Origin of the sequence: Actinomadura sp. BRA 177 (assembly GCF_013372625.1) — a bacterium.
Lineage (GTDB): Bacteria > Actinomycetota > Actinomycetes > Streptosporangiales > Streptosporangiaceae > Spirillospora.
The window spans coordinates 1-24,086 of record NZ_JABXFD010000355.1 but is presented as its reverse complement, the minus strand read 5'-3'; the positions used below and the strand labels follow the sequence as shown (position 1 = coordinate 24,086).

At 72.6% G+C, this 24,086-nt stretch carries 24 protein-coding genes; 18 read left to right on the top strand and 6 right to left on the bottom strand.

What is annotated here, in order from left to right; translation table 11 throughout:
• Positions 1–79 precede the first annotated feature (79 nt).
• From HUX53_RS19730 to HUX53_RS19705, 6 genes are all read left to right on the top strand, one after another.
• Complete coding sequence (locus tag HUX53_RS19730) at positions 80–1,135, top strand: SPFH domain-containing protein (protein WP_309237324.1); 1,056 nt, start codon at positions 80–82, stop codon at positions 1,133–1,135.
• Between the two features lie 12 nt (positions 1,136–1,147).
• A complete protein-coding gene (locus HUX53_RS19725) occupies positions 1,148–1,474 on the top strand; it encodes a hypothetical protein (protein ID WP_176404686.1) in 327 nt (108 codons plus the stop codon).
• Between the two features lie 135 nt (positions 1,475–1,609).
• Positions 1,610–2,152: a hypothetical protein gene (locus HUX53_RS19720; protein WP_176404685.1), complete on the top strand. Its 543-nt coding sequence runs from the start codon at positions 1,610–1,612 to the stop codon at positions 2,150–2,152.
• Between the two features lie 207 nt (positions 2,153–2,359).
• Positions 2,360–2,629 (top strand): WXG100 family type VII secretion target, encoded by a 270-nt coding sequence (locus HUX53_RS19715; RefSeq protein WP_176404684.1) that lies wholly within the window; start codon positions 2,360–2,362, stop codon positions 2,627–2,629.
• 103 nt (positions 2,630–2,732) lie between these two features.
• The gene (locus HUX53_RS19710; RefSeq protein ID WP_176404683.1) at positions 2,733–2,981 is read left to right on the top strand and encodes a hypothetical protein; all 249 of its coding nucleotides are present in this window, start codon (positions 2,733–2,735) and stop codon (positions 2,979–2,981) included.
• On the top strand, positions 2,968–3,345 hold the full coding sequence (locus HUX53_RS19705) for a hypothetical protein (protein WP_176404682.1): 378 nt from the start codon (positions 2,968–2,970) through the stop codon (positions 3,343–3,345). Before HUX53_RS19710 ends, HUX53_RS19705 begins: the two co-directional genes overlap by 14 nt.
• Here the strand turns inward: HUX53_RS19705 and HUX53_RS19700 are convergent.
• A complete protein-coding gene (locus HUX53_RS19700; protein WP_309237323.1) occupies positions 3,342–4,499 on the bottom strand; it encodes a transposase in 1,158 nt (385 codons plus the stop codon). The genes HUX53_RS19705 and HUX53_RS19700 overlap by 4 nt on opposite strands.
• Positions 4,500–4,549: 50 nt before the next feature.
• Here HUX53_RS19700 and HUX53_RS19695 point away from each other — a divergent pair, with 50 nt between their 5' ends.
• A complete protein-coding gene (locus HUX53_RS19695) occupies positions 4,550–4,789 on the top strand; it encodes a hypothetical protein (RefSeq protein ID WP_176404681.1) in 240 nt (79 codons plus the stop codon).
• On the opposite strand, the gene HUX53_RS19690 is transcribed toward HUX53_RS19695, so the two are convergent.
• The 3 genes from HUX53_RS19690 to HUX53_RS19680 all read right to left on the bottom strand — a co-directional run bounded on the left by HUX53_RS19690 (position 4,790) and on the right by HUX53_RS19680 (position 10,869).
• Complete coding sequence (locus tag HUX53_RS19690) at positions 4,790–9,250, bottom strand: FtsK/SpoIIIE domain-containing protein (RefSeq protein ID WP_176404680.1); 4,461 nt, start codon at positions 9,248–9,250, stop codon at positions 4,790–4,792.
• Positions 9,251–9,285: 35 nt separating this feature from the next.
• The gene (locus HUX53_RS19685; protein WP_176404679.1) at positions 9,286–10,227 is read right to left on the bottom strand and encodes an NAD-dependent epimerase/dehydratase family protein; all 942 of its coding nucleotides are present in this window, start codon (positions 10,225–10,227) and stop codon (positions 9,286–9,288) included.
• A gap of 168 nt (positions 10,228–10,395) precedes the next feature.
• Positions 10,396–10,869 (bottom strand): SRPBCC family protein, encoded by a 474-nt coding sequence (locus tag HUX53_RS19680; RefSeq protein WP_176404678.1) that lies wholly within the window; start codon positions 10,867–10,869, stop codon positions 10,396–10,398.
• 112 nt (positions 10,870–10,981) lie between these two features.
• On the opposite strand from HUX53_RS19680, the gene HUX53_RS19675 reads away from it, so the two are divergent.
• From HUX53_RS19675 to HUX53_RS19625, 11 genes are all read left to right on the top strand, one after another.
• The gene (locus tag HUX53_RS19675) at positions 10,982–11,683 is read left to right on the top strand and encodes a TetR/AcrR family transcriptional regulator (RefSeq protein ID WP_176404677.1); all 702 of its coding nucleotides are present in this window, start codon (positions 10,982–10,984) and stop codon (positions 11,681–11,683) included.
• A gap of 227 nt (positions 11,684–11,910) precedes the next feature.
• Positions 11,911–12,756, top strand: a complete 846-nt coding sequence (locus HUX53_RS19670) for a hypothetical protein (protein WP_309237322.1) — start codon at positions 11,911–11,913, stop codon at positions 12,754–12,756.
• A 2-nt stretch (positions 12,757–12,758) separates the two neighbouring features.
• Positions 12,759–13,664 carry a hypothetical protein gene (locus tag HUX53_RS19665; protein ID WP_255205427.1) on the top strand — a complete coding sequence of 302 codons (906 nt, stop codon included), beginning with the start codon at positions 12,759–12,761 and terminating at the stop codon, positions 13,662–13,664.
• On the top strand, positions 13,665–14,966 hold the full coding sequence (locus HUX53_RS19660) for a CpaF family protein (RefSeq protein ID WP_176404676.1): 1,302 nt from the start codon (positions 13,665–13,667) through the stop codon (positions 14,964–14,966).
• Positions 14,966–15,934, top strand: coding sequence for a type II secretion system F family protein (locus HUX53_RS19655; protein WP_176404675.1), 969 nt, complete (start codon positions 14,966–14,968; stop codon positions 15,932–15,934). The genes HUX53_RS19660 and HUX53_RS19655 overlap by 1 nt, the downstream gene beginning before the upstream one ends.
• A complete protein-coding gene (locus HUX53_RS19650; protein WP_176404674.1) occupies positions 15,931–16,848 on the top strand; it encodes a type II secretion system F family protein in 918 nt (305 codons plus the stop codon). The genes HUX53_RS19655 and HUX53_RS19650 overlap by 4 nt, the downstream gene beginning before the upstream one ends.
• Before the next feature lie 38 nt (positions 16,849–16,886).
• Positions 16,887–17,108: a Flp family type IVb pilin gene (locus tag HUX53_RS19645; RefSeq protein ID WP_176404673.1), complete on the top strand. Its 222-nt coding sequence runs from the start codon at positions 16,887–16,889 to the stop codon at positions 17,106–17,108.
• 7 nt (positions 17,109–17,115) lie between these two features.
• A complete protein-coding gene (locus HUX53_RS19640; RefSeq protein WP_176404672.1) occupies positions 17,116–17,553 on the top strand; it encodes a TadE family protein in 438 nt (145 codons plus the stop codon).
• Positions 17,550–17,975 (top strand): pilus assembly protein, encoded by a 426-nt coding sequence (locus tag HUX53_RS19635; RefSeq protein ID WP_309237321.1) that lies wholly within the window; start codon positions 17,550–17,552, stop codon positions 17,973–17,975. Before HUX53_RS19640 ends, HUX53_RS19635 begins: the two co-directional genes overlap by 4 nt.
• On the top strand, positions 17,972–18,394 hold the full coding sequence (locus tag HUX53_RS19630; protein WP_255205426.1) for a pilus assembly protein TadG-related protein: 423 nt from the start codon (positions 17,972–17,974) through the stop codon (positions 18,392–18,394). The genes HUX53_RS19635 and HUX53_RS19630 overlap by 4 nt, the downstream gene beginning before the upstream one ends.
• Positions 18,384–21,494 (top strand): BTAD domain-containing putative transcriptional regulator, encoded by a 3,111-nt coding sequence (locus HUX53_RS19625; RefSeq protein WP_255205425.1) that lies wholly within the window; start codon positions 18,384–18,386, stop codon positions 21,492–21,494. The genes HUX53_RS19630 and HUX53_RS19625 overlap by 11 nt, the downstream gene beginning before the upstream one ends.
• Before the next feature lie 37 nt (positions 21,495–21,531).
• Here the strand turns inward: HUX53_RS19625 and HUX53_RS19620 are convergent, their stop codons facing one another.
• Complete coding sequence (locus tag HUX53_RS19620; RefSeq protein ID WP_176404671.1) at positions 21,532–22,752, bottom strand: YncE family protein; 1,221 nt, start codon at positions 22,750–22,752, stop codon at positions 21,532–21,534.
• Between the two features lie 54 nt (positions 22,753–22,806).
• Positions 22,807–23,856 (bottom strand): NYN domain-containing protein, encoded by a 1,050-nt coding sequence (locus HUX53_RS19615; protein ID WP_176404670.1) that lies wholly within the window; start codon positions 23,854–23,856, stop codon positions 22,807–22,809.
• Positions 23,857–24,086: the final 230 nt, after the last annotated feature.

The window sequence follows — 24,086 nt, the reverse complement described above, 5'->3', positions numbered from 1 at the left end:
GGGGAGCCCGGACGGACCTTCCGCCGTCTCATCCACCGACCCGCGAGCCGAGTGGCGCGGGGGTGTGAGAGGAGTGGTCGTGGCCAACAAGGAGTCGTCCGCGTCGTCCGCCGGCAGGATCCGGTCTGCGGGGAAGAACCGGGTCTCGGGGCTGAGCAAGCCCCGCCGGCGCACCGCCATCGTCGCCGCCGTCCTGCTGGTCGTCGTCGGCTGGCCGGTGCTCAGCGCCCTGTTCGGCGGATTCGAGCGGACGAGCGGCGGCGAGATCGCCGTCGTCCGCAACGGCGGGTTCTTCGACAACAACAGGATCCGGCAGGTCATCGACCCGGGCTCCGGCCGGGTCTGGATCGGGCTCTACTCCCAGGTGCACAAGTACCCCGCCCAGCAGCGCTTCTACACGATCACCTCGGACGCGCGGAAGGGCGACGAGACCGGCGTCGACGTCGTCACCGTGCCCAGCGCGGACGGCGTCAACATGGGCATCGAGGGGACCCTGTACTTCACCCTCAACCAGGACCACAAGGCGCTCAGGGATTTCGACGACAAGTACGGCACCCGCAAGTTCCGCAGCGCCGGCGGTGAGATGTACAACGTGTACGACGGCGACAGGGGCTGGTCCGCGTTCCTCGACCAGATCGTCCGGCCGGTGATCGACAACGACCTGCGCAGCCAGATCAACAGCTTCCGCTGCGCCGAGCTGGTCTCGTCCTGCGCCCTCGTGCAGAACTCCTCCGCGCAGCCGAAGAACGCCCAGGCCGTCGGGCAGAAGGCGCAGAGCAACAACGCCAACATCGCCAAGGTGCAGAACGCGATCAACACGAGCCTGGCCGCCGACCTGGAGCAGACCCTCGGCGGCAAGTTCGTCACCAACATCCACTTCAACCTCGTCCGGATCACCCTGCCGTCCAAGGTGCAGGACGCCGTGGACCGCGCCCAGGCCGCGTTCGCCCAGGTCAGCGAGGCGCAGGCGAAGGTCGCCACGGCCAAGGCGGAGGCCGCGGCCAACAAGGCCCGGCAGAACGGCTACAACAAGTGCCCGACCTGCGCGAGGATCGAGGAACTGAAGGCGCTCCCGCAGGGCATCACGGTCTACGCGCCCGGCAACCCGAACGGCTCGCTCCTGCGGGGCAAGTGACGGAGGCCGATCGTGCGGTTCCTGATCGTTCTGGTGGCGCTGGCGGTCGTCGCCGTGGTGGTCGTCCTGCTGATGTACGCGTTCGCCGACCGCTCGTCCGGTAGGACGGCGCTGGAGCGCGGTGCCCGGTGGGAGGCGCACACCGAGTCGTCCGGCGGCGTCACCACGGTCGTCGTCCGGCAGGTGTCGCGGGACGACGCCGGCGACCTGCGCGCCGAGCTCGGACGGCAGACGGTCGCGGCCATCCCGGACGGCGACCCGGAATGGGAGGAGCGCTATCACGAGGCGATGGCGCAGGCCCGTTCCCGCGTCGCCGCACTGGAGAGCGAAGCGAACTGACCTGCCATTTCCCGAAAAGGCCCGCGCCCCCTTCCACCGGGGCGCGGGCCTTCGCGGGAAAGCGCGCCCTGCGCACCGCGCCCGCCGGTGTACCCTCGGCTCGAATCTGCTGCCCATGATCAGCTGGAGAAGCCGATGGTGCGCCCGTGGCCCCGGGCCGGCCTGGCGGTCATGCTGGCATGCTGCCTGGCGGCGCCCTCGTCCGGCGTCCGGCGGGAGAGCCCGGCCGTGGAGGACTACGTCACCGAGCAGCTCACGGTCGTCGCGAGCGCCTTCCTGGAACGCCGCTCGCAGGCCCTCGTCCCGAAACACGACCGGGACCGCCGCGACATGCCGACCGAGGTCCTCGGCGTGCGGATCTCCCCGAAGCTGGCGCGCTCGCAGGAGCGGGCCGTCCGGGAACTGGAGACCCGCAACCGCGCGCCCGTCGCGGGCGGCCCCGCCTACACCGGCGCCCGCACCCGACTCGACCCGGCGCGCGCCGTCCGGAACGGCGACCGCATCACCCTCGAAGCGGTCGAGCACACCGAGGTCAAGTACGGCGGCGGCAAGGTCGTCCAGTCGGTCCGGCGCCGCTTCGTGTTCCGGACGCGCGGCGAGCAGATCACCCTGGTCGCCGAACGCGTCCTGGACCCGGACGCCCACCCGGTCAACGACCCGGTCACCCCCGACCGCTGACCGCGCTTTCTGAAATTCCCTTGACGGACAGTAAGTAAGGACGTCATAACCCGTCCGTGGCCACATCCGGACATCCCGAGATGGCGGGATTATGGGCGTTTCGGTAGAGGACGTGCGAGGCACACCTGGATTGACGTGAGAGATGGGGCGTAAGCTGACGCCATTCTTTCAAAACGTTCGGCGAGCTGCGACGAAAGGGCCGGAGCCATGGGCGACAAGCGCGGAGCCAACCTGGGCGAGCTCGAGGAACTGTCCCGCATCTTCAGCAAGCACTCCCGCAACCTCGACGCACTGATCAAGGACCTGAACGGCCGCACGGTGAGCAGCAGCGCCGCCTGGTGGGGCCCCGGCGCCGACCGCTTCCGCTCCGCCTGGGCCGAGGCCAAGACCGCCTTCGACAAGATGGCCGTCGCCCTGGAGCAGGGCAGCCAGGACATCCGCAAGTCCCAGCAGAACATCGAGGCCGCCACCCGCTGACCCCCCTGAGCCGCGGGTCCCGGCCCATCCCCCCGAGGCCGGGACCCGCATTCAGCTTCCACCCCCGGCGTCCCCGCGACCGGGCCACGCCAGCGGGACCCCCGTGAGCAAGCCGTCACCGCTGCAACTGCAATTCCTCCTGGGCGCGATCCAAGTGCTGTCCGACGAGCACTGGCACCTGTTCACCGCCTCCCGCCACGCCATGGACGACCACGCCTGGGTCGGCGGCACCGCCTCCCGCACTTTCGCGCGCAAGCTCGACGCGAACGACGCCGCCCTGCACGCCGAACTGCGCAAGGCCCTGCAACTCGTCCGGGACGAACTGGACCGAGGCTCACATGGGCTGGCTTGACCCCGGCACCTGCGGCGTGAAACTCGCCGAGTTCGAGCACATGACCCAGCAGCTCACGCAGGCCGCCCCGAAACTGGCCGGACTCGCCGACAAGCTGTGGCAGGCCCTCAACACCGCCCAGGTCAGCACGGCGCCCGCGATGGAGATCAAACGCATCGCCGCCTGGGCCGACGAGGCCGCCTCCGACATGGAACCGTCAGAAGCTCGCCCTCATCATCTGTCGCCAAGACGGCGACTACGTCAACTACTCGCCCCTGACCGGGACCGGGCTTGTCTGTTCGGTCCTTTGGGGGTTTTGTTTACGCTCCCGACTGCCCGTTACGGTGGGGCGGTCACGGGTCGCATCCACCGGCCCTCACGCTAGGTGGGGGCGGGTTGGGGCATGTTGACGAATACCCACGCCGAGCGTGCGCGGTCGCGCACGTTGACCCCGGCGACGACGTCGGCGGGCCCAGCGAGACCGCACCGGCGACATGCAAAGTGGTCCCGGGCGGGTCGGTTGGCCCGCTCGGTGTGGCCGCAGCGCGGGCAGCGCTGCGAGGTGTAGGCCGGATCCACCTCGATGAACGGCACGCCTTGGCGGCGGGCCTTGTAGGCGATGAACTGCCCGAGTTGGTGGAAAGGCCAACAGGACAGGCGTGCCCGCTGGTCGCGAGGAACCGTGACCCGTGCGCGGATCCCACTCAGTTCTTCGAGTGCGATGCCGCGTCCGGTGCGTGCCGCGACGGCAACGACCTGCTTGGAAATCTTGTGGTTGACATGTGTGGCGTGCCGCCTCTCGCGGCGGGCCCGCTTCTTCAGCAGCCGGGCCGCCGACCGGGTGCGTTTGGCTTGGAGTTCGGCGCGTTTGCGGGCCTGCCAGCGCCGGTACCGGTCGAGGCGGCGGCCCTGGTGGTTGTCGCCGTCGCTGGTGGTGGCCAGGTTGACGATGCCGCGGTCCACGCCCACCCAGTCGGCCGGCTCGTACACCTCGGACTCGGGGACATCGCACGTGGCGATCAGGAACCACTTGCCGTCCCGGTGCACCAGGTCCGATTCGCCCTTGCGGTACGCGGCCAGCGTCTTGGCCTGGTCGGGCGAGCAGGCGAACTTCAGGTTCTTGCACCGCCCCGCCGTGGTCCAGATGCTGACGGTGCCCGCGTCCAGTTGCCATGACAGGTTGCGGTCGTCGAAGGCGTGCGCGGCGTCGGCGCGGAAGACGATGGGTTTGGACTCGGCCTTGCGGCGCCGCGCGGATGCCGGGCCGCCGAGGTTGCCGTTGCGGATGTTGGCCCGGAGGGTGGTGTAGGCGTCCACGACCCGTTTGATCACGTGCTGGGCGGCTTGGGCGCCGAGTCCATCGGCTTTGAGGTCTCCGTAGCATAGGGTCCGCAACGGCAGTTCGCGGCCGCGGAGCCCGAGGGCGAACGCGATGGCCGCCACCTGGTTGGCGGCGGTGTTGACTCGATGCAGGGTGTGCTCCAGTGCCGACGCCTGCTCGGGCGTCGGCAGCAGCTTCACCTGCACCACCAATTTCACAGTCCGTGACTGTATCATTACATCACCTCCGGTCGTCCGGTGATCTATGTGTGACGTGGTTGGTCGGCTGCGTCACCGCTGTCTCGCCCTTCGCGTTCTCCTTCGATCCGGGTGAGAAGCACGACCTCGGATACGGGGCCATTTATGCGGTGACCCTGTCCGTGGCGTTTGTGGTGGTGTTCTTTTGCGTGTGGCGGTCGGCTAAAGGGAAGCCAGCGCCGGAGAAGGTTGCCGAGTGGATGGATCCGTCGTTCGGCACCGTTGATGAGCGGCGGTTTCGGCGGCGTTGATCAGTCGGTGGTGGGTGGGGGGAGGGCTACTTGGATTTGGGTTGTCATGCCCGTTGCCACGAAGAGGCCGCGGCCGGTTGGGCCGGTTAGGGGGGCGTTGCGGGGGAGGCGGAGGCCGAAGAGGTCGCCGTCGTCGGGGGAGTCGATGGAGAGCAGGACGCCGGAGCGGGAGCGGCGGGTGTCGGAGAGGAAGCCGCGGTAGCCGCGGCCCAGGTCGGCGGTGGTGCCGCCGATGACGACGGCGTGTTCGCCGTCGCGGGCGGTGCGGAGGACGTCGCGGAGGGCGTCGTCCAGGTCGGTTTCGTCGAGGAGCTCGGCGTCGTCCACGATCACGGCGTAGCGGTGCTCGTCGCCTATGGCTTCGGTTAGGTCGTCGGGGTCGGCGTCGGAAGTGAGGACGCCTAGGACGCCCGGGTGGCTGGAGAGCAGGCGGAGGGGGGAGCGGCGGGGGGTTACCAGGACGACGGGTATGAGGCCGCCGCCTACTGCGGGGTCCAGGAGGGAGTGGACGATCGTGCGGAGGGTGGTGGAGCGGCCTGAGCGGGGCGGGCCGGCGACGGCGAAGCCTGGGCCCTCGTTGAGGAGGTCGATGCCGATGGGGGCGAGGGTGTCGCCGCCTACGCCGACCAGGGCCCAGAGGGGTGATGGGGCTGTGAATTCCGGGTCGAGTGACATTGCTTCGCGGTAGGTGACGCGGACGGGGAGTTCGTCCACGTGGAGGGGGCGTTGGCGGCGGGGCAGGCGTCCGTAGCGGGAGACGCAGGTGCGGGCTATTTCCTGGAGGACGGCGACTTGGAACGTGCCTGAGGGGTCGTCCCCTAGGAGGCCGATCTGGGATTCGTGTGGCGGTGCGCCTGGGGTTGTCGGTTCCAGGGCGCGGCCGGGGGGCATTGCGGCGGGGACCTGTTTGTCCTGGAGGCCGCCGTAGCCGTAGTCGTTCGGGTCGGCCATGCGCAGGAGTAGGCGGCGGTCGAAGACGGTGGAGATCTGGCCGCCGAGGCCGGAGCGGTCGCCGGTGAAGACGGCGCGGAGGCCGACGGCGGCGCCCTCGCGGAGGAGGCGGATGGCCTGGTCGACGAGGCGGCCGTAGTCGTAGTGCTCGAACGCGCCGAGGAAGCCCTCCCAGCGGTCGAGGAGCAGCACCATCCAGGGGAGGCGGTCGGTGGCGGCGACGGCGGCGCGCTGCTCGGCGAGGGACGCGAAGCCGGCCTCGGCGAGGAGTTGCTGGCGGCGGGCGACCTCGGCGGTGAGGGCGGTGAGGAGCCGTTCGCAACGGTCGAGCTGGTCGCGGGTGACGACGGCTCCGCAGTGCGGCAGGGAGATCAGCGGGAGCAGCGCGTTCGCGCCGCAGTCGATCGCGTACAGGTGGGCGTCGTAAGGGGAGCAGGAGACGGCGAGGGAGCCGGCGATGGTGCGCAGCGCGGTGGAGCGGCCCGACTGGGCGGAGCCGGCGAGGTAGAGGTGGCCGCCGGTGGTCAGGTCGAGCGTCAGTTCCTCGCGGGACTGGACGGCGGGCAGGTCGGTGATGCCGAACGGGATCGGCGGGACGTCCACGACGGAGCCGCCGGCGGCGGTGCGGGGCGCCAGCCTGACCTGTTCGGGCAGCGGGTTCAGCCACGGGGACGGCTGGCGGGCGATGCCGGCACGGCGGGCGGCCTCGTCGATCGCCTGGACGAGGACGCCCAGGTCGGTGGCCAGGGTGGTGTCGTCGGCGGCCTCGCGGGGCGCGGGCAGCGGGTGGCCGAGGCCCTGCCAGGGGAGCGGGAGGATCATCGGGCCGGTGGTCGCGGCGGTGCCGGGGCGGCGGCCCCCGATCCGCGCGGACTGGACGGCCTGCGGTGACGACACCCCGGAGCGGACGTAGCAGCGGCCTGGCGTGGACTTGGAGATCTGCGCGGCGTCCGGTGAGTCGAGGACGTCGGTGGATTCGTCCGGGTCCGTGACGCGCAGCGCGATCCGCAGGTTGGTGTTGGCGCGGATGTCGGCGGTGACGACCCCGGCGGGACGCTGCGTCGCGAGGATCAGGTGGACGCCGAGGGACCGGCCGCGGCGTCCGATGTCGACCAGGCCGGTGACGAAGTCGGGCAGTTCGGTCACCATGGCGGCGAACTCGTCGATGACGAGGACGAGGCGCGGCATGGTCGGCAGTCCGGAGTCGGTGAGGCGGACGTCGTTGTAGTCGTCGATGTCCTTGGCGCCCGCTTCGAGCAGGATCTCCTCGCGGCGGCGCAGTTCGGCGGCGAGGGATTCGAGGGCGCGTTCGGTGGCGTGGCCGTCCAGGTCGGTGACCATGCCGACGGTGTGCGGGAGGCGGCCGCAGTCCTTGAACGCGGCGCCGCCCTTGTAGTCGATGAGGACGAACGTCATCTCGTCCGGACGGTTCGCCACGGCGAGGGACGCGATGAGCGTCTGCAGCAGCTCCGACTTGCCGGCACCGGTCGTTCCTGCGATGAGGCTGTGCGGGCCGTCCGTCCTGAGGTCGATTTCGTAGCGCTGCCCTGAACCGAGCCCTATGGGGACGCGGGTGGTCCGCCCACCCGTCCGGTCCCATGATTGAAGGATGTGCTCGGCCGTGGGGTCGGGCATGTCGAGGACGTCGAGAAGCCGAACATCGGCCGGAATCGAGTCTTCGGCGTCCTCGCGGGACACGTCCCGGACGGGGGCCAGCGCGCGCGCCACCCGATCGGACCAGGTCGCCGAAACCTGGTCGGCGACCACAGGACCGACGACTTCGAGCCCTTGCCCCTGGAGATGTATCAGGGAAGGCCATTGCGGCTCCCACGCGGCGACCGCCTGGCACTCCTCCGGTAGGAGACGTTCCTCGTCGTCGATGCAGATGGCGTAGAGGCCGTACTCGGCACCTCGCGACAGGAGCATCGGCATGCCGGGTATGCGACGCAACGCGCGCGCGCCGTCCAGCACGATCAGGATGTTGTACGGGACGGCCGGCGCCCCTCCCTGACCGAAGAACGACGATTCCGCCTGCGCGGCACGCCGCCGTTCCGTCACCCGGATGGCGAGTTCGGTGACGCGGTGCGCGGCCGACTCCGGGTCCGTCCCGACGAGGGCGACGCAGTCCTCGCCTTCGCGCGGCGCGCAGTGCGGCAGCCAGCGCACCCAGTTCCACTCGACCCCGCCCCGCTGGTCGGCGGACAGGACGACGATCGCCAGGTCGCGGGGGCTGTGCAGGACGGCCGCCTGCGCGACCAGCCACCGCGCCAGCCCGCGCGACGCGTGCCGCGGACCGGTCAGCCCGATGACGCCGAGGTCGGCGAGCGGCAGCGCCACCGGAACCTGCCGGGCGTCCGGGACCCGCACCTCGCCCGGCTCGCCGGTCAGCTCGATGCGGGCGGGCAGGTCGGCGAGGCCGACCCGCAGGTGCAGGGCGTCGGCGTCGTCGCGGCGCCGCTCCCACAGCCGCCGCCGCGGGCCGGTCGCGGTCAGCAGCACCTCCGCCGGATCGGGGTGCAGGGCGCGCCGCTCCGCCTCGTCCGCGCGCCGCAGCCGCTCCATCTCGCCGTCAAATTCGCCCGACTTGTGGTGGTACTCCTTCAGCGCCTTCTTGTACGACTTGCGGCCGTGCAGCCGGTCGCCGACCCACTCGCCGAGCGTCATCACCGGCCAGGCCAGCGCGAACAGCGCCCACCACCACTGGCCGAGCGCGAACGCCATGACGAGCCCGAACGCCGAGAACAGCAGCGCGCCGAACAGCCGCAGCCGCTCGCGCGGGTTCCGTTCGGGACGTTTCGGGACGTCCAGCGTCCGCCCCCGGTCTGCCGGACGCAGCCGGGGCGGCCGGTTGAACGCCAGCCCGCCCTCGGGCAGCGGCCCCAGATGGGTGTCGGGCGCGGCGCTCGGCGCGAGCGTCAGCACGCTGCCGCCGACCGACAGCATGCCGCCCACCGGCCAGATCGTCTTCGCGCCCAGCGGCGTGCCGTCCAGCGCGGCCGAGCTCTGCATCGTCATCGCGGACGGCTCGACCTCGACGGCGTCCCCCCCGACCGTGAGGCGCAGGGACCGGGCCGGGACGGACGGGTCGTCGAGCACCACGTCCACGTCCCGTCCGGACCCGATCGTGCTGGTCCCGAGGCCGAGCCGGTGCACCGACCCGGCCGCCGGGCCGCCGGCGACCCGCACCTCGACGAGGCCGGTCGGCTCGGTGAGCACGGTGGCGGCGGCGCCGCGCTGCTCGACCGCCACGACGGCGCCGTCCCGCAGTTCCTTGACGGCGAGGGCCTGCGGGTCGAGCATCCGGCCGTCCATCCACAGGGCCTTGCGCGGGCCGGGCCCGTCCTTGGCGAGGAGGGCGGCCTTGGAGAAGCGGGGGGTCAGGGCCGGTGCGGGGCCGTCCAGGGTGGCGGCGAGCGACTGCGCGACCCCGCCCACGGTGACCTCGGAATCGACATTTATCACGACATCGCGAGGTCCTCCGCCGGTCAGCGCCGTGAACGAGATCCGCATCCGAGCCTCCGACGTCTCTGGAATTCCCGCTCAGCTTAATTACCTACCGCCGCGGACTTCCGGTAGGCGGCGACGATCGTTTCGAGGGCGTCGTCGAGCGGTGTCGGAGCCATCCCGAACGTCGCCTGAAACGCGGAAGAGTCCAGAATGTACGGCTTGTCGAACTGGTAGCGGGTCTCCCGCAGCTCCTTCATCATCGGCGAGAACAGCCCGAGCGCGCGGAACGCGAAGCGCGGCAGCTCGGAGAGCCGCGGCGCCGGCGCGCCGGCGATCGCGCACAGCCGCTCCGCGACCTCGGTCGTCGACACCGCCGGGCCCGTCGGGACGTGCCACGGCCGGCCCCACGCCCGCTCGTCCGTCCCCGCGATGGCGAGGGCCTCGGCGACGTCCGGCAGGTACGTCCACGCGTGCGGGACGGACGGGTCGCTGAGGTAGGTCACCCGCTTCCCCGCCAGCAGCGGCTTCACGAACCGCGTCTCGCCGATGTACGCCTGGTCGGTGCTGCGCGGCCCGTAGTAGTCGGACGGGCGCAGCTCGGTCATCCGGATGCGGCCCGCCTCGTGCGCGGCGAACGCGTCGTCCCACATCTTCGCCCGCACCCGTCCCTTGATGCCGGTCGCGGCGAGCGGCAGGTCCTCGGTCATCGGCCCGTCCACCGGCCCGTACACATAGAGGTTGCTCAGCGTCACGAGCACGGCCCCGGTGTCCTCGGCGGCCCCGAGGAAGGACGCCGCCATCGGCGGCCAGTCCTGCACCCACCAGTGGTAGCGCGGGTTGACGCAGTTGTAGAGCGCGTCGGCCCCCTTGGTGACCTCGGTCAGCCGCGCCCGGTCCGCGACATCGGCCGCGACCCGCTCAACCCCCTCGGGCCCCGACCCGGACCGCGTCACGACGACGACGTCATGCCCCCGCTGGACGAGCCGCTCGGCCAGGTGCACCCCGACCTGCCCCGCCCCAACGATCACGTGCTTACCCATGGTTCTGTCTCCTTTTGCTGGTTCTAGCTGCTTCGTGCGTGCTGTCACTCGTGCTCGACCGGCTTCACCAGCCGGCTGATGTCCCCGGCCGAACGGCCGACCCTGGTCAGGGGCCCCGCTGATCGTCCGGACGTGGTCCGCGCAGCGGCCCGGACGGCTGGTCTGGCGTCAGGCGCGGGCTTCGATGTGGGCTTTCAGGGCGGCCAGGCGGGTTTCGTGGCCGGCGCGGAGTTTGTCCTGGCCGTAGATGAGGCGGACGAGGGGGCCGTCCAGGGATTCCTGGAGGGTGACGCGGGTGCGTCCGTTCTCCGGGGTCAGGACCATGCGGTCCACGGCTCGGTAAAGGCCGAGCATGCTGCCCGTCCAGCTCAGTTCGCGGCCCGGGTCGACCACGGCGAAGCGGGAGCGGAGCGGGGTGCCGTTCTGGGTCCAGCGGAACTCCCGGCCCGGTTCCACGGCGTCCAGAGCGCGGAGCTTGAAGCCGGGCGCCCACGTCTCCCAGCCGCGCAGGCCGGCGAGGACGTCCCAGACCCGGTCCGGTGACGCGTCGATCAGGACGCTGGACGTGTTGGTGACCGGCGCGGCCTCGTCGATCCGGCCGCGCAGTGCGTACTCGTCGTGCAGGGTCGCCAGGCTCGGCATGACCGTCTCCTCTGGTTCAGTGCTCCGCAACGAGAGCAATGCTCTCTCCAGAGAGCGGCGATGTCAAGAGCAGTGCTCTCGGTTCGGGTCGATGCTCTGCTAACCTCGGACCATGAGCGCAGGTCGTACGGCACGGGAACGGGTTCGGGCGGAGCTGATCCGGGAGATCACCGAGATCGCGCGGCGACAGCTGGCGACGGCGGGCGCGGCGGGGCTGTCGCTGCGCGCGGTCGCCCGCGAGATGGGCATGGTGTCGTCGGCGATCTACCGGTACTTCCCGAGTCGCGACGACCTGCTGACCGCGCTGATCATCGACGGCTACAACGCCGTGGGGGAGGCCGTCGAGCGAGCCGACGCCAAGGCCGGGGAGGGCGACTTCGCCGGACGGTGGCTCGCCGTGTGCCGGGCCGTCCGCGCGTGGGCGCTGGCGCATCCGCACGAGTACGCCCTGCTGTACGGGTCGCCCGTCCCCGGCTACAAGGCGCCGCAGGACACCGTCCCCGCGGCCATGCGCGACACGGTCGTCCTCGCGCGGATCATCACCGCGGCCCACGCCGCCGGCGCGCTCGAACCCGCAGGTCCGCGCCCTCCCGTACCGCCTTCACTCGCGGAGGACTTCGCCCGCGCGCGCACCATGCTGCCCATGGACGTCCCCGACGACGTGATCGCGCGGGCCTTCACCGCGTGGGCCGGTTTGTACGGAACGGTCAGCTTCGAATTGTTCGGGCAATTCAACAACGTGATCGAGGACCGGGCCGCGTACTTCGACCACTCGATGACCTTGCTCGGACGTCTCGTCGGCCTGAAAGCGTGACGCCGGGGGCGCCCCGGAGGTGTCCAGCATGTGGTCAGTGACGGATGTGACTGGTGGTAAGTAGCATTGTGATCAACGAATTCGCAGGTCACCGCGGTATGCCCGGATACGGAACGGCTTGACTCGACCGAATCCATTGACGTGACCTTGCCGCCCCCGCAAGCATGGATCGCTCGGTGTCGCGGAATCCCGCAGGACGGGGTCCGCGGGAGGGCGGGAAGGAGCGCGTGGGCAGCGCGATGAAGGCCAACCAGTCGACCGTCTCCGGCGGTGGCGCGGCGGGCCCGTCCGGTGGGACGGCGGGACTCGGCCGGTCGGGGCTCGGCACCTCGGGAGGGCAGCGGCTTCCCAGTTCGCCGCGCGAGCGCAAGCCGGCGCTGGCGGCGCTCGCCGTGCTGCTGATCCTCGGCGGCGCCCTCGCCAGCGCCTACCTCGTGATGGCGAGCGGCGAGCGGGTGTCGGCGATCCGCGTCGCGCAGCCGGTCGCGGCCGGGCAGCAGATCCCGGCGAGCGCCCTGGAAGAGGTACAGATCGGCGATACCGGGATCCTGTACCTGAACTGGTCGGAGCGGGAGAAGGTGACGCGGCACATCGCGGCCGTCCCGCTGGTGAAGGGCGCGCTGCTGACCAACGGCATGATCAGCCCGCAGACCGCGCCGGAGAACGGGCGCGTGATCGTCGGGCTCGCGCTCAAGGCGGGCCAGATGCCGTCCGACAAGGTGATCCAGAGCAGCCACGTCACGCTGTACGCGGTCGGCGGCGGGCAGAACGGCGGTCCGCGCGCCGGGACCGTCCTCGCCCAGGACGCCGTCGTGGTCGGCATCGGCGCCGCGGACGACGGCGGCCCGACCCGGCTGCGCTCCGACCAGACCAGCGTGGACGTCGCCGTTCTCCCGGCGGACGCGGCGCAGGTGACGCAGGCGGCCTCCGCCGGAGCGGTCGCGCTCGCGCTGATACCGCCCGGGACGAAGATGGCGGCGCCGCCCGAAAAGCCGGGCAACGGCGTCCAGCCCGTTCCCGGCGGCACGCCCAACCAGAACGGCGGGCAGGGTCAAGGCACGGGCGGTAACTGACGGTGGCACTCATCGCGCTCGCGGCCGACAAGGGGGCGCCGGGCGTCACGACCGCGGCGGTCGCGCTCGGCGCCGTATGGCCGCGTCCCGTGCTGGTCGCGGAGTGCGACCAGGCGGGCGGCGACCTCGTGTACCGGCTGCCCGCCGCCTCGCCGGACGGCGGCGACGGGGACGGCGGCATGCTCAACCCGTCCCGCGGGCTGCTCAGCCTCGCCGCGACGGCCCGCCGCGGCCTGCGCCCCGACCAGGTCGCCGAGCACTGCCAGCGGCTCGTCGGCGGCCTCGACGTGCTCGTCGGGCTCACCAACGCCGAGCAGGCGCAGGCGATGACGTGGCTGTGGGGGCCGCTCGGCCGCGCGTTCGCCGGCCTCGCCCCGGTGGACGTCCTCGCCGACTGCGGACGGCTCGGCGCCGGCACCCCGCTGACCGAGCTGATGCGGGAGGCCGACATGGTCGTTCTGCTCACCCGCGCCACCCTCGAACAGGTCGCCCACCTGCGTGAACGCGTCGCCGTGCTGACCGAGGAGCTGCGCGGCGGCCCGCCGGTCGGGGTGCTCGTGCTCGCCGACCCGCGCGACTTCCGCGGCTCGGTCGCCGAGGTCGACCGGATCATCGCGGGCGCGCGGAACCGGGGCCAGGCGGCGCCCGATCCGGCGCAGGGCCCGCCGCCGCCCGGCGTGACCGTCCTCGGCGGGCTGGCGCTCGATCCGAAGGGCGCCGACCTGCTGTCCGGCCAATGGGGCGGACGGCTGGACCGGTCGCTGCTGATCCGCTCGGCCCGCGAGGTCGCCGCCGACCTGGTCGGACGCCTCGCCACGGAGGCGCCCACCACGGAGACGCCCACCACGGGGCCCCCGCCTGGTGCGCCGCAGGTTCCGGTCGCCGTTCCGCAGGAGGGGAGGCTGTAGATGGACCACGGGCTGGTCAAACGCCTCCGCCAGGAGGTCGGCGACCGGCTGGCGCAGCAGCGCCGGCTGGACGCGGCGAACGGGCTGCCGCCGATGTCCGGGGAGGACGAGCGGCAGTTCGCCCGCGCCCTCATCGGCCAGGTGCTGGAGGAGTTCGCGCGCGGCGAGATCACCTCCGGGCGCCGCCCGCCGAACGCCGAGGAGGAGGAGGCGCTCGCCGCCGGCGTGCACGCCGCGCTGTTCGGCGTCGGCCGCCTCCAGCCGCTCCTCGAAGACCCCGAGATCGAGAACATCGACATCAACGGCTGCGACCGCGTGTTCATCGGCTACGCCGACGGACGCGAGGTGATGGGCGAGCCGGTCGCCGAGAGCGACGAGGAACTGGTCGAGCTGATCCAGATCCTCGCCGCCTACAGCGGGCTGTCGTCGCGCCCGTTCGACACCGCGAACCCGCAGCTCGACCTGCGCCTCCCGGACGGCTCGCGGCTGTCCGCCGTGATGGACGTGACCGTCCGCCCCGCGCTGTCGATCCGCCGCGCCCGCCTCGGCAAGGTGTTCCTCGCCGACCTGGTCGGCAACGGGACGTTCACGCAGGAGATCGGGCAGTTCTTCCGCGCCGCCGTCCTCGCCCGCAAGAACATCATGATCGCGGGCGCGACGAACGCGGGGAAGACGACGCTGCTGCGCGCGGTCGCCAACGAGATCCCGCCGACCGAGCGGCTCATCACCGTCGAGCGCGCCATGGAACTCGGCCTGGACGCCTTCCCGGAGCTGCATCCGAACTGCGTCGCGTTCGAGCAGCGGCTGCCGAACTCCGAGGGGCAGGGCGCGATCTCGATGGCGGAGCTGGTCCGCCGGTCGCTGCGCATGAACCCGTCCCGCGTGATCGTCGGCGAGGTGCTCGGCGACGAGATCGTCACGATGCTGAACGCGATGACGCAGGGCAACGACGGGTCGCTGTCCACGATCCACGCGAACTCGTCGGTGGAGGTCTTCAACCGCGTCGCCACGTACGCGATCCAGTCGGAGGAGCGGCTGCCGGTCGAGGCGACGCACATGCTGATCGCGGGCGCGATCGACTTCGTCGTGTTCATCGAGAAGCGCAACGACTACGCGGCGGGTGGGCGGCTGCGGCGGTTCGTGTCCAGCGTCCGGGAGGTCACCGGCGTGGACGGGCGGGTCCTGTCGTCGGAGGTGTTCGCGCTCGGGACGGGCGGGTACGCGGTCCCGTCCGCGCCCATCTCCTGCGTCGCCGAGCTGGCCGAGTACGGCTACGACCCGTCGGCCGGGGGTGGTTGGTGATGTACACGCCGGACGTCCTCCTCGCGATCGTCGCGGGCGCCCTGGTCGGCGGCGGGCTCCTGCTGCTGGTCGTCGCGCTGCGCGGGCTGCCCGCCCGCACGAAACCCGCCCGTGGACGCAGCCGCGAGGACCTGATCCGCACCCTCACCACCCGCACCGCCATGGCCGTCATCGTCGGCTTCGTCGTGCTGATCGTGACGCGGTGGCCGATCGCCGCCGCCGGCACGGGCGCGCTCGTCCTCGCCTGGAACGGCCTGGCGGGCGGCGCCGCCGAGGAGCGCAAGGGCATGGCACGGCTGGAGGGCCTCGCCGGCTGGACGGAGTCGCTCCGCGACACGATCGCCGGCGCCGTCGGCCTCGAACAGGCGATTCCCGCCTCGCAGCGCGCCGCCGCGCCCGCGCCCCAGCAGCCGCTCCGCAACCTCGTCGACCGGCTGCACACCCGCGTCCCGATGCCGGAGGCGCTGCGCCGCTTCGCCGACGACATCGACGACCCGTCCGCCGACCTGGTGATCGCCGCGCTGATCCTGAACGCCAAGCTGCGCGGGCCCGGCCTGCGCGACATGCTGAGCGCGCTCGCCACGTCCGCCCGCGCCGAGCTGGACATGCGCCGCCGCGTCGAGGCCGACCGGCGCGCGACCCGGCGCAGCGTCCGCATCGTCGTCGCCGTGTCCGTCGGGACGGCCCTCGCGCTCGCGGTCTTCAACCACTCCTACGTCGAGCCGTACGACGACTTCCTCGGGCAGCTCGTCCTGTGCATCGTCGTCGCCCTGTACGGGGCCGCGTTCCTGTGGCTGCGGCGTCTGTCGCGGTACGAGCTGCCGGGACGGTTCCTCAGCGAGCCGCGCCGGGCCGCCGAACCGGGCGTGCCCGGCGAGGTGCCGAGCACCGTCGCCGGCTGGCAGAACAAGGAGCCCCCGCTGCGCGGCCGGCACACGATGGACGCCGGAGGGGGTGGCGCGCCGTGAACGCCGCGATGATCGCGGGCGCCGTCGTCGGCCTCGGCCTCTACGTCCTCGTCTGGGCGCTGTTCCCGGCCCGTCCCGGCCTCGCCGCCCGGATGGCCGCGCTCGACGCCGCCCGCCGCCGCGACCTGGAGGAACAGCAGCTCGGCCGGATGTCGCCGACGCTGGAACGGGTCGGCGGGATGCGCGCCCGGATCGGACGCGAGCTGGCCAAGTTCTGCGAGGCGCGCGGCTGGCGGCTCCGCTCGATCCGCGCCGACCTCGCGATCACCGAGCGGTCGCTGGAGGCGTTCCTCGCCACGAAGTTCCTGCTGCCCGCCGCCGCGCTGCTGGTCATCCCGCTGATCGTCGCCTACTTCACGCTGCTCGGGCTCGGCTCGTCCGTCGCCGTCCCCGCCTGGATCTGCGTGCTGTTCGCCGTCCTGTTCTTCTTCTTTCCCGACATGCAGCTCCGGCAGGAGGCGCAGGCCCGGCGGCAGGACTTCCGGCACGTCGTCGGCGCGTTCCTCGACCTCGTCTCCATGAACCTGGCCGGTGGACGCGGCGTCCCCGAGGCGCTGCTGACCGCGTCCAACGTCGGCGAGGGCTGGGCGATGCACCGCATCCGGGACGCGCTGTCCAACGCCCGCATCACCGGGCAGACGCCGTGGCAGTCGCTCGGCCGGCTCGGCGAGGAACTCGACATCGCCGAGCTGCGCGACCTCGCCGGGGCGCTCGCGCTCGTCTCCGACGACGGCGCGCAGATCCGCAAGTCGCTCGCCGCGCGCGCCGCGTCCATGCGCAGCCGCGAGCTGTCGGAGCTGGAGGGCAAGGCCGGCGAGCGCTCCCAGTCGATGCTCGTCGCGCAGCTGTTCCTCTGCGCCGGATTCCTGATCTTCCTCGCCTACCCGGCCCTGATGCGGGTGCTCGCGTCATGAACCTCAGGGCCCGCCCCCGACCCCGTGGAGGTGTCCGAATGAATCCGCTCAACCCGTGGAACCATCCGTCCGTCATGTACTGGCGCGCCGTGCTCGGCGTCCGGATGGCGCGGCTGCGGTCGGAGGAGGAGCGCAGCCGCGGCGCGTCCGCCATCGAGTGGGCGATCATCACGGCGATCCTCGCGCTGATCGCGATCACCATCGGCGCGGTGATCCAGAAGAAGATCCAGGACAAGGCCAACAGCATCAACACGGGCTGACCCCCCGATGCGGCTCCGGGAACGCCTGCGCTCCGACGCGGGCGTGTCGTCGATGGAGTGGGCGCTGCTCACGCCGATCCTCATCCTGGTGATGCTCGTCGTCGTGCAGTTCGCCATGGTCTTCCACGCCCGGCACGTCGCGCTCGCCGCCGCGCAGGCGGGCGCCCGCGTCGCGCGGACGTCGCCGGTGGGCGGCGGCTGGGAGGGCGCCGCGACGCAGAAGGCGGCCGGGTCCGTCCGCGAGATCGGGCCGGACCTGCTGAGCGGACTCCAGGTGCGGGCGGGAGAGGAGAACGACGAGCGGTGGGTGGAGGTCAGCGGCGAGGCGGTCCAGGTCGTCCCGTTCATGACGTTCCACGTGTCGCAGCGCTCGCAGGGGCCGATCGAGTGCTTCCGTCCCGACGTCGGCGCGGGCACCGCCTGCGAGCGGGGAGCGGGCCCGTGAAAGACCGCGGATCGATGTCCTTGGAGATGGTGCTGGTCACGCCCATCTTCATCGCGTTCCTGCTGTTCCTCGCCGGTGCCGGACGGATGGTGGACGCGAAGAGCCAGGTCGACGGCGCCGCCCGGGACGCCGCCCGCGCCGCGTCCATCGCCCGCAGCGCCGGATCCGCGCAGAACCTCGCCGCCGACACCGCCGCCGCCGGGATGCGCGGCACCGACTGGTGCTCGGGCGGCCCCAGCGTCCAGACCGACGTGTCCGACTGGGGGCCGGGCGGACGCGTCGGCGTGACCGTCACCTGCGACGTCGACCTCGGCGACCTCGCGTTCATCGGGCTGCCCGGCACCAAGCGCCTGCAGGGCCACGCGATCGCGCCCGTCGACACGTTCACCAACCGGGGGACGGACACGGGAGCCGCGCCATGATCGGCAAGGACGATCGCGGCACGATCGCGATGTACACGGTGCTGTTCACGCCGGTCGTCCTGCTGCTCGCCGGGCTGCTGGTGGACGGCGGCCTCGCCATCCACGCCCGGCAGCGCGCCGCCGACATGGCCGAGCAGGCCGCCCGCGCCGGCGCAAACCAGATCGACACCGACGCCCTCCGCGAGACCGGCAAGCCCGTCCTCGATCCGGGCCGGGCGCAGGCGGCGGCGTGCGACCTGCTCGCCGCCTACCCGGACGAGGTCACCGCGTCCCAGTGCGAGGCCAACGACCAGGAGGTCGCGGTCACGGTGCGGATCAGCGTGCGGCCGCAGCTCCTCGGGATCATCCCCGGCTTCGGCGAGTTCCAGCTGACCTCCAGCGCGACCGCCCGCCCGGTCACCGGAGGAAATGGGCCGTGATCGAGCGGGAGAACGGATCTACGATGAGGGCGACGTCCGGGGAAACGGCAGGGACGCGATGGTGACGCGGCACGATCGGCGAACGCCCGTCCGGGTGAACGGGCGGCGCAGCGCGGGCGACATCCTGGCCGGAATCGGCGCGGTCATCGCGCTGGCGGCGCTGCTGGTCGGCGTCCCCTTCGCGCTGCTCACGCTGTTCGGGTCACCGCTGCCGGACCACCTGCCGTCCGCGTCCGACCTCACGCAGAAGGTCGGGCCGGGGTCGCTGATCACGATCCTGGTGGCGCTGGTGTGGCTCGCCTGGCTGCAGCTCGCCGCGTGCATCGTCGTCGAGGTGTACGCGGGGGTGCGCGGCGTCGGCGTCCCCGCGCGGGTGCCGCTCGCGGGCGGGACGCAGTCGCTCGTGCACCGGCTCGTCGTGGCCGCGCTGCTGCTGTTCACCGCCACCACCACGATCATGCCGGCGTTCGCCGCCGGCGGGCTGTCGCAGCGCCCGCCGGTACAGGTGCAGATGCAGCCGCAGTCGGCCACGTTCCACCAGGTCTTGGACGCGCCGGAGCATCCGGCCGCCGCCGACCGGGTCGCCGAGGACCTCACCGCGAACCCCATGGAGAAGTCCGCCACCACGAAGATCTACCGGGTGCAGCCGCCCGAGGGACGCCACCACGAGAGCCTCTGGGAGATCGCCGAGAAGTGCCTCGGTGAGGGCCGCCGCTACAAGGAGATCTACTCCCTCAACAAGGGCCACGTCCAGCCGGACGGGACGCGCCTGACGATTGCCAGCCTGATCCGTCCGGGCTGGATCCTGGAGATGCCGGCGGACGCCAAGGGCGCCAAGGTCATCCCGGCCCAGGACCTGCACGACTACTTCCGCTACGGCCACCCCGTCCAGGACGAGCCGGAGAAGCCCGCCCCGGCACCCGAGCAGCCGACCCAGCCCCCGGCATCGCAGACGCCGCCCGCCTCAGAAAGCCCAGCCCCCGAACACAGCCAGGCCCCCGAGCAGAGCCCCGCGCCCGAGCAGAGCAAGGCCCCAGAGACGCCCGAGCAGAGCCAGAGTCCTGCACCTGAGCAGAGCCACACTCCAGAACAGAGTGCGCCGCGCGAATCGGAGCCGGCGCATCCGCCCGCGCACGCGGACGGGCCGTCCAGTGAGATGGGCGGCGACGCGGGCAGTGGCGGTGCGGACGTCCCCGGCAAGGGCTCGGCGCAGCACGAGGACACCGGCGGGACGATCGACATCGGCTGGCCGCAGGGCCTCGCCGCGGCCTCGCTGATCGCCGCCGGACTCCTCGTCACGCTCGGCCGTCGCCGCCGCGCCCAGCTGTGGCGCCGCGCGTTCGGGCACATGGTCGTCCGGCCGGAGGGGGAGGCGGCCGAGGCCGAGCGCGCGCTGCGGATCGGCGCCGACGACGACGCCGCGCAGCTCCTCGACCTGGGCCTGCGGCACATGTCGAAGTCCATGGCGGCGGGCGGCCGGGCGCTCCCCACCGTCTACGGGGTGCATCTCGGGCGCGGCAGCCTCGACCTGTGGATCGCGCCCGCCGACCGGAACCCGCCCGCGCCCTGGCAGGCGTTCGACGACGGCCAAGTGTGGCGGCTGCGCGGCGACGCGCTGCCCATGCTGGAGGCAGCGGGCCTCGGCGACGTCCTCGCCCCCTATCCGGGCCTGGTCTCGATCGGCACGAACGACAACGGCCGCATCCTCGTCGATCTGGAGGCCGCGCACGGCCTGATCGCGATCCGCGGCCCCGAGGACACCCGCCGCGCCGCGCTGTCGGCGATCGCGCTGGAGCTCGCCACCAACCGCTGGTCCGACCACATGCGGATCACGCTCGTCGGGTTCGACGCGGAGCTGGGCGAGGGCCTCACCGAGATCGCCCCGGACCGCGTCCGGTCCGCCCCGACGCTCCGGGACGCGCTGCCCGAGCTGGAGGGACGCAGCGAGGAGGTGCGGCAGGCGCTCGCCGCGTCCGGCGTCGACTCCGTGCTCACCGGACGCTGCCGCGGCGTGTTCGGCGAGGCGTGGATGCCGCACTACCTGATCATGGCGGACCAGCCGGACGAGCAGGAGGCCGACCGCCTCGTCGCGCTCGCACGCACCGGCACCCGGATGGCCGCCGGGTACATCGTCCCCGGCGACGTGCAGGGCGCCACCTGGACGTGGGACGTCGACGCCGCCGGACGCCTCCAGGCCGGCGTGCTCGGCTTCGACGTCGACGCGCAGCTCGTCCGCGACGACGACTACCGCGGCGTGTTCGAGCTGTTCCGCACCGCCGGGCGGCTCGACTCGGTGCAGCTGCCCGGCCTGTCCGGCGGCGCGGAGCCGCCGACCGCGCAGCAGTCGTCGGTCGACATCCGGCTGCTCGGCCCGATCGAGGTCGAGGCGCCCGGTCCGATGGACGAGGAGCGCCGCGCGCTCTGCACCGAGCTGCTGGTGTTCCTCGCCGCGCACCCGGAGGGCGTCCACCCGACGGTGCTGTCCGGCGCGATCTGGCCGCGCGGCGCCAGCGCGGGCGTCCGCGACGCGACCGTCGCGCGCGTGTCGGACTGGCTCGGCCGGGACGCGCGGGGCCGCCTCAACCTGTACCACGACGAGCGCGGCCGGATCAGGCTCGGCTCGGAGGTGCGGGTCGACATCGCCGTGTTCCGCTGGCTGGTGTGGCGGTCGGCGGCCGAGCCCGCGTCGGAGACCGCCTACATGGCGTACGCGCTGGACCTCGTCCGCGGCCCGCTGCTCGCCGACCGGCCGCGCGGCCGGTACGCGTGGCTCGCCGACCACGAACTGGAGTACGAGACGCCCGCGCGGGTCATCGACGTCGCGCACCGCCTCGTCGTCCTGCGGCTGGAGGAGGGCGACCCGCGCGGCGCCGTCGGCGCGGCCCGCGCCGGGCTGCGCCTAGCCCCCGAGGACGAGGGCCTGTGGCGCGACCTGCTCCGTGCGACCCACGCCACCGGCGACGTCGCCCAGGTCCGAGTCGTCGTGGACGAACTCCGCTCCCGCATAGCCCGCGACCCGTACCTAGACCAACTCCAGCCCGAAACAGAAGCGTTGGTAGAGGAACTGGTCCCCGACTGGCACCGCGTCGGCTCCCGCTAGAACAACCCGCGCCAGATCGATCTGCGGCAGGACGGGGTTAGCGGTAGAGGCCGGTGCCGCCGAGGGAGTAGCGGCCCGGTTGCGGGTGGACGCATAGGCCCGTCGGGTGCCCGCCGACCCTGATCTTTCGCACTACGCGGCCCGTCCGGGTGGACACGGCGTAGACGAGGCCGGCGCGGTCGGCGAGCCACAGGGCCGTCCCGTCCGACGACACCCCGCCCGGGACGGAGTTGCCGGCGGGCAGCGGCCAGTCGGACACGACGCGCCGTGTCCGGAAGTCGACGGCGGTGAGCCTGCCGCCGCCCACGACGAACAGGCGGCGCGCGTCCCGGCTGATCGCCAGACCGCGTGCGCCGGGCGCGGTCGGCACGAACCCCAGCAGGGCGAAACGGCGGGCGTCGATCAGCCAGACGCCGCCCTTGGCCGCGTCCGCAACGTAGAACACGGTGCCGTCGGGCGACAGGCGCAGGTCGCCGGGCCGCGCCCCGTCCGGGAGCCGGAGCGTCCCGGCGACGCGGCGGGCGGTGAGGTCGACGCGGGCCAGCGCACCGGCGGCCGTGCACGTCGTCACCAGCGACGCGCCCCCGATGGAGAAGCCGGCGTGGCCCGCCGAGCACGGCATCGGCACCGTCGCCCGCAGCGCCATCGTGCGCGGGTCGCGGACGTCGATGCGCCGTGGCCGGCGCGCCGGGACGAGGGCGTCCCGCCCGTCCGGCGTGAAGTAGAGCCCGGCGGCCCCGGCGACCTTCACCGGGCGCCCGCGCCGCCCGCTGCGCGGTCCGACCGGGACGAGCAGGTCGTGCGCGCGGTCGGTGGCCCACAGCCTCCGCAGATCCCACGACGGCACGACCCGCGACGCCGCCGCCCCGGGGCGGAGCCGCCCGGCGATCCGGGCCGTGGCGGGGTCGATGACGTCGATGGCCCGGCCGTTGGCGACATAGATCCGCGGCGGTAGCCCGCGCGCGTTCGGCGCGATCATCCCGGGCCCGGTCGCGGCATAGACCCGCCCCCCGGCCGGCGCGACCGGCACCCCGCCGTCCGGGACGGCCGGATCGTTCGCCGCCGTCCCGCGCTTCGCGTCCGGCCGGACGCTCAGATACGGCGCGGGCCCGCCCAGCCCGACCACCGGGTCGTCCGGAGATCTCTCCCCGGGCCGGTGGAACGGCACGGGCGAGTCGCACCCGGCCAGCACGCCGGCCGCCATCGCGAGGGCCGCGGCGAACGGCAGCGCGGCGGCCCGTGGTCGTGCCCGAATCACGGCGGGGACCTTACCGGCAGGCGACGCTCAGTGTCCGCGCAATAGCAAAACGTGTCAGTCGGACTTGCCGATGCCTATGCCGAACTCGCGGTAGACGCGTTCCCAGAAGCCGTCCCGCAGCCAGGTGCGGGCCTCCTGGTAGGGGCGCAGGGAGCCGCCGAGCTCCTTCTCCGCCTCGATCAGCAGTTCCTTGTCGATGACGGGCGGCAGGATCGGGCCGGGCAGCAGGTCGCGGATGTTGTCCCGGCCCCGCTCGAAGATCCACTTCTGCGCGACGTGCTCGCCTATCTCCAGCATGTGGTCGCGGTCCGGGCCGAGCTTGCCGTCGGCCTGGGCGGTGTTCATGGACGCGGCCACCGTGGCGGGCGTCACGGTGCCGGTCACCGGGACGGCGGTGCGGACGGCGCCGGGCGCCGGCTTGACCGCCGGGGGCTTGCCCGCGAACACCTGGGACGGGGACGGGACGGGATTGGCGCGCTGCGCGGCGGCCGCGGCGTCCCGGACGGCGGCGGCGGTGCCGGGAGCGGGCACCGGCAGGACCTTGGCCTTGGTGAAGTACGGGCGGAGGAACTCGGCGGGCAGCACCTCGACGGTGTCGGACTCCCACACCAGCCATTCGGCCTGGTTGGAGCCGTGCGTCGGCTCGACGCCCCACAGGTGCACGCGGACGCCGTAGCGCTGCGCGGCCTCCACGGCGGGCAGCATGTCCTCGTCGCCGGCCAGCAGCACCGCGTCGGTGATCGCGCGGTGCCGGGCGAGGGCCTCCAGGTCGGCGCGCAACTGGGCATCCACGCCCTTCTGCTGGCCTTGCGCGTTCAGGTTGCCGAGCCGCAGCTTCACCAGCGGCAGGTTGGCGATCACCCGCTGGTCGACCGTGGGCTGCTTCTTCGGCGCCGCGTCGAACCAGTATACCCGCAGCAGCTCGCCGCGCCGCTGCTCGTCGGCGTGGCCGGTCAACGCCTTGATCAGCTTCTCCGCGGCGACCCGGTACTCGCGCCGGGAACCGCAGCCGAGCAGCAGCGCACCGGAGGCCGCGTAAAGGTATCCCGCGTCGACGAAGATCGCGTATCGCGCGGGCTGGGCAACGTACTCCGAGGTGGCCATGGCCTTCCACCTTATTCGTGCCGAGCCGCCCACTGGGCGCGAACCACGGTTAGATGTCGCACCGGACGTCCCGCCGGGTGTCCGCGCGCAAGGTCGCGGGGCACGTCGCGGGGCACGTCGCGCGCCAGGCCGCGGGGCGGGTCAGCGGGGGCAGGCCGCTGGCCCGCCAGGCGCCGGGCCCGCTGACCCCCGTCCCTTATACCGCACTGACCCCTCCCCCCACACAGCAC

Excerpts from the sequence above, each read along its gene's own strand:
- HUX53_RS19675 (WP_176404677.1), top strand. The coding sequence starts at position 10,982 with ATGAGCGCAGGTCGTACGGCACGGGAACGGGTTCGGGCGGAGCTGATC.
- HUX53_RS19705 (WP_176404682.1), top strand. The coding sequence starts at position 2,968 with ATGGGCTGGCTTGACCCCGGCACCTGCGGCGTGAAACTCGCCGAGTTC.
- HUX53_RS19655 (WP_176404675.1), top strand. The coding sequence starts at position 14,966 with ATGTACACGCCGGACGTCCTCCTCGCGATCGTCGCGGGCGCCCTGGTC.
- HUX53_RS19645 (WP_176404673.1), top strand. The coding sequence starts at position 16,887 with ATGAATCCGCTCAACCCGTGGAACCATCCGTCCGTCATGTACTGGCGC.
- HUX53_RS19615 (WP_176404670.1), bottom strand. The coding sequence starts at position 23,856 with ATGGCCACCTCGGAGTACGTTGCCCAGCCCGCGCGATACGCGATCTTC.
- HUX53_RS19640 (WP_176404672.1), top strand. The coding sequence starts at position 17,116 with ATGCGGCTCCGGGAACGCCTGCGCTCCGACGCGGGCGTGTCGTCGATG.
- HUX53_RS19690 (WP_176404680.1), bottom strand. The coding sequence starts at position 9,250 with ATGCGGATCTCGTTCACGGCGCTGACCGGCGGAGGACCTCGCGATGTC.
- HUX53_RS19680 (WP_176404678.1), bottom strand. The coding sequence starts at position 10,869 with ATGCCGAGCCTGGCGACCCTGCACGACGAGTACGCACTGCGCGGCCGG.
- HUX53_RS19625 (WP_255205425.1), top strand. The coding sequence starts at position 18,384 with ATGGGCCGTGATCGAGCGGGAGAACGGATCTACGATGAGGGCGACGTC.
- HUX53_RS19685 (WP_176404679.1), bottom strand. The coding sequence starts at position 10,227 with ATGGGTAAGCACGTGATCGTTGGGGCGGGGCAGGTCGGGGTGCACCTG.
- HUX53_RS19630 (WP_255205426.1), top strand. The coding sequence starts at position 17,972 with ATGATCGGCAAGGACGATCGCGGCACGATCGCGATGTACACGGTGCTG.
- HUX53_RS19720 (WP_176404685.1), top strand. The coding sequence starts at position 1,610 with ATGGTGCGCCCGTGGCCCCGGGCCGGCCTGGCGGTCATGCTGGCATGC.
- HUX53_RS19660 (WP_176404676.1), top strand. The coding sequence starts at position 13,665 with ATGGACCACGGGCTGGTCAAACGCCTCCGCCAGGAGGTCGGCGACCGG.
- HUX53_RS19715 (WP_176404684.1), top strand. The coding sequence starts at position 2,360 with ATGGGCGACAAGCGCGGAGCCAACCTGGGCGAGCTCGAGGAACTGTCC.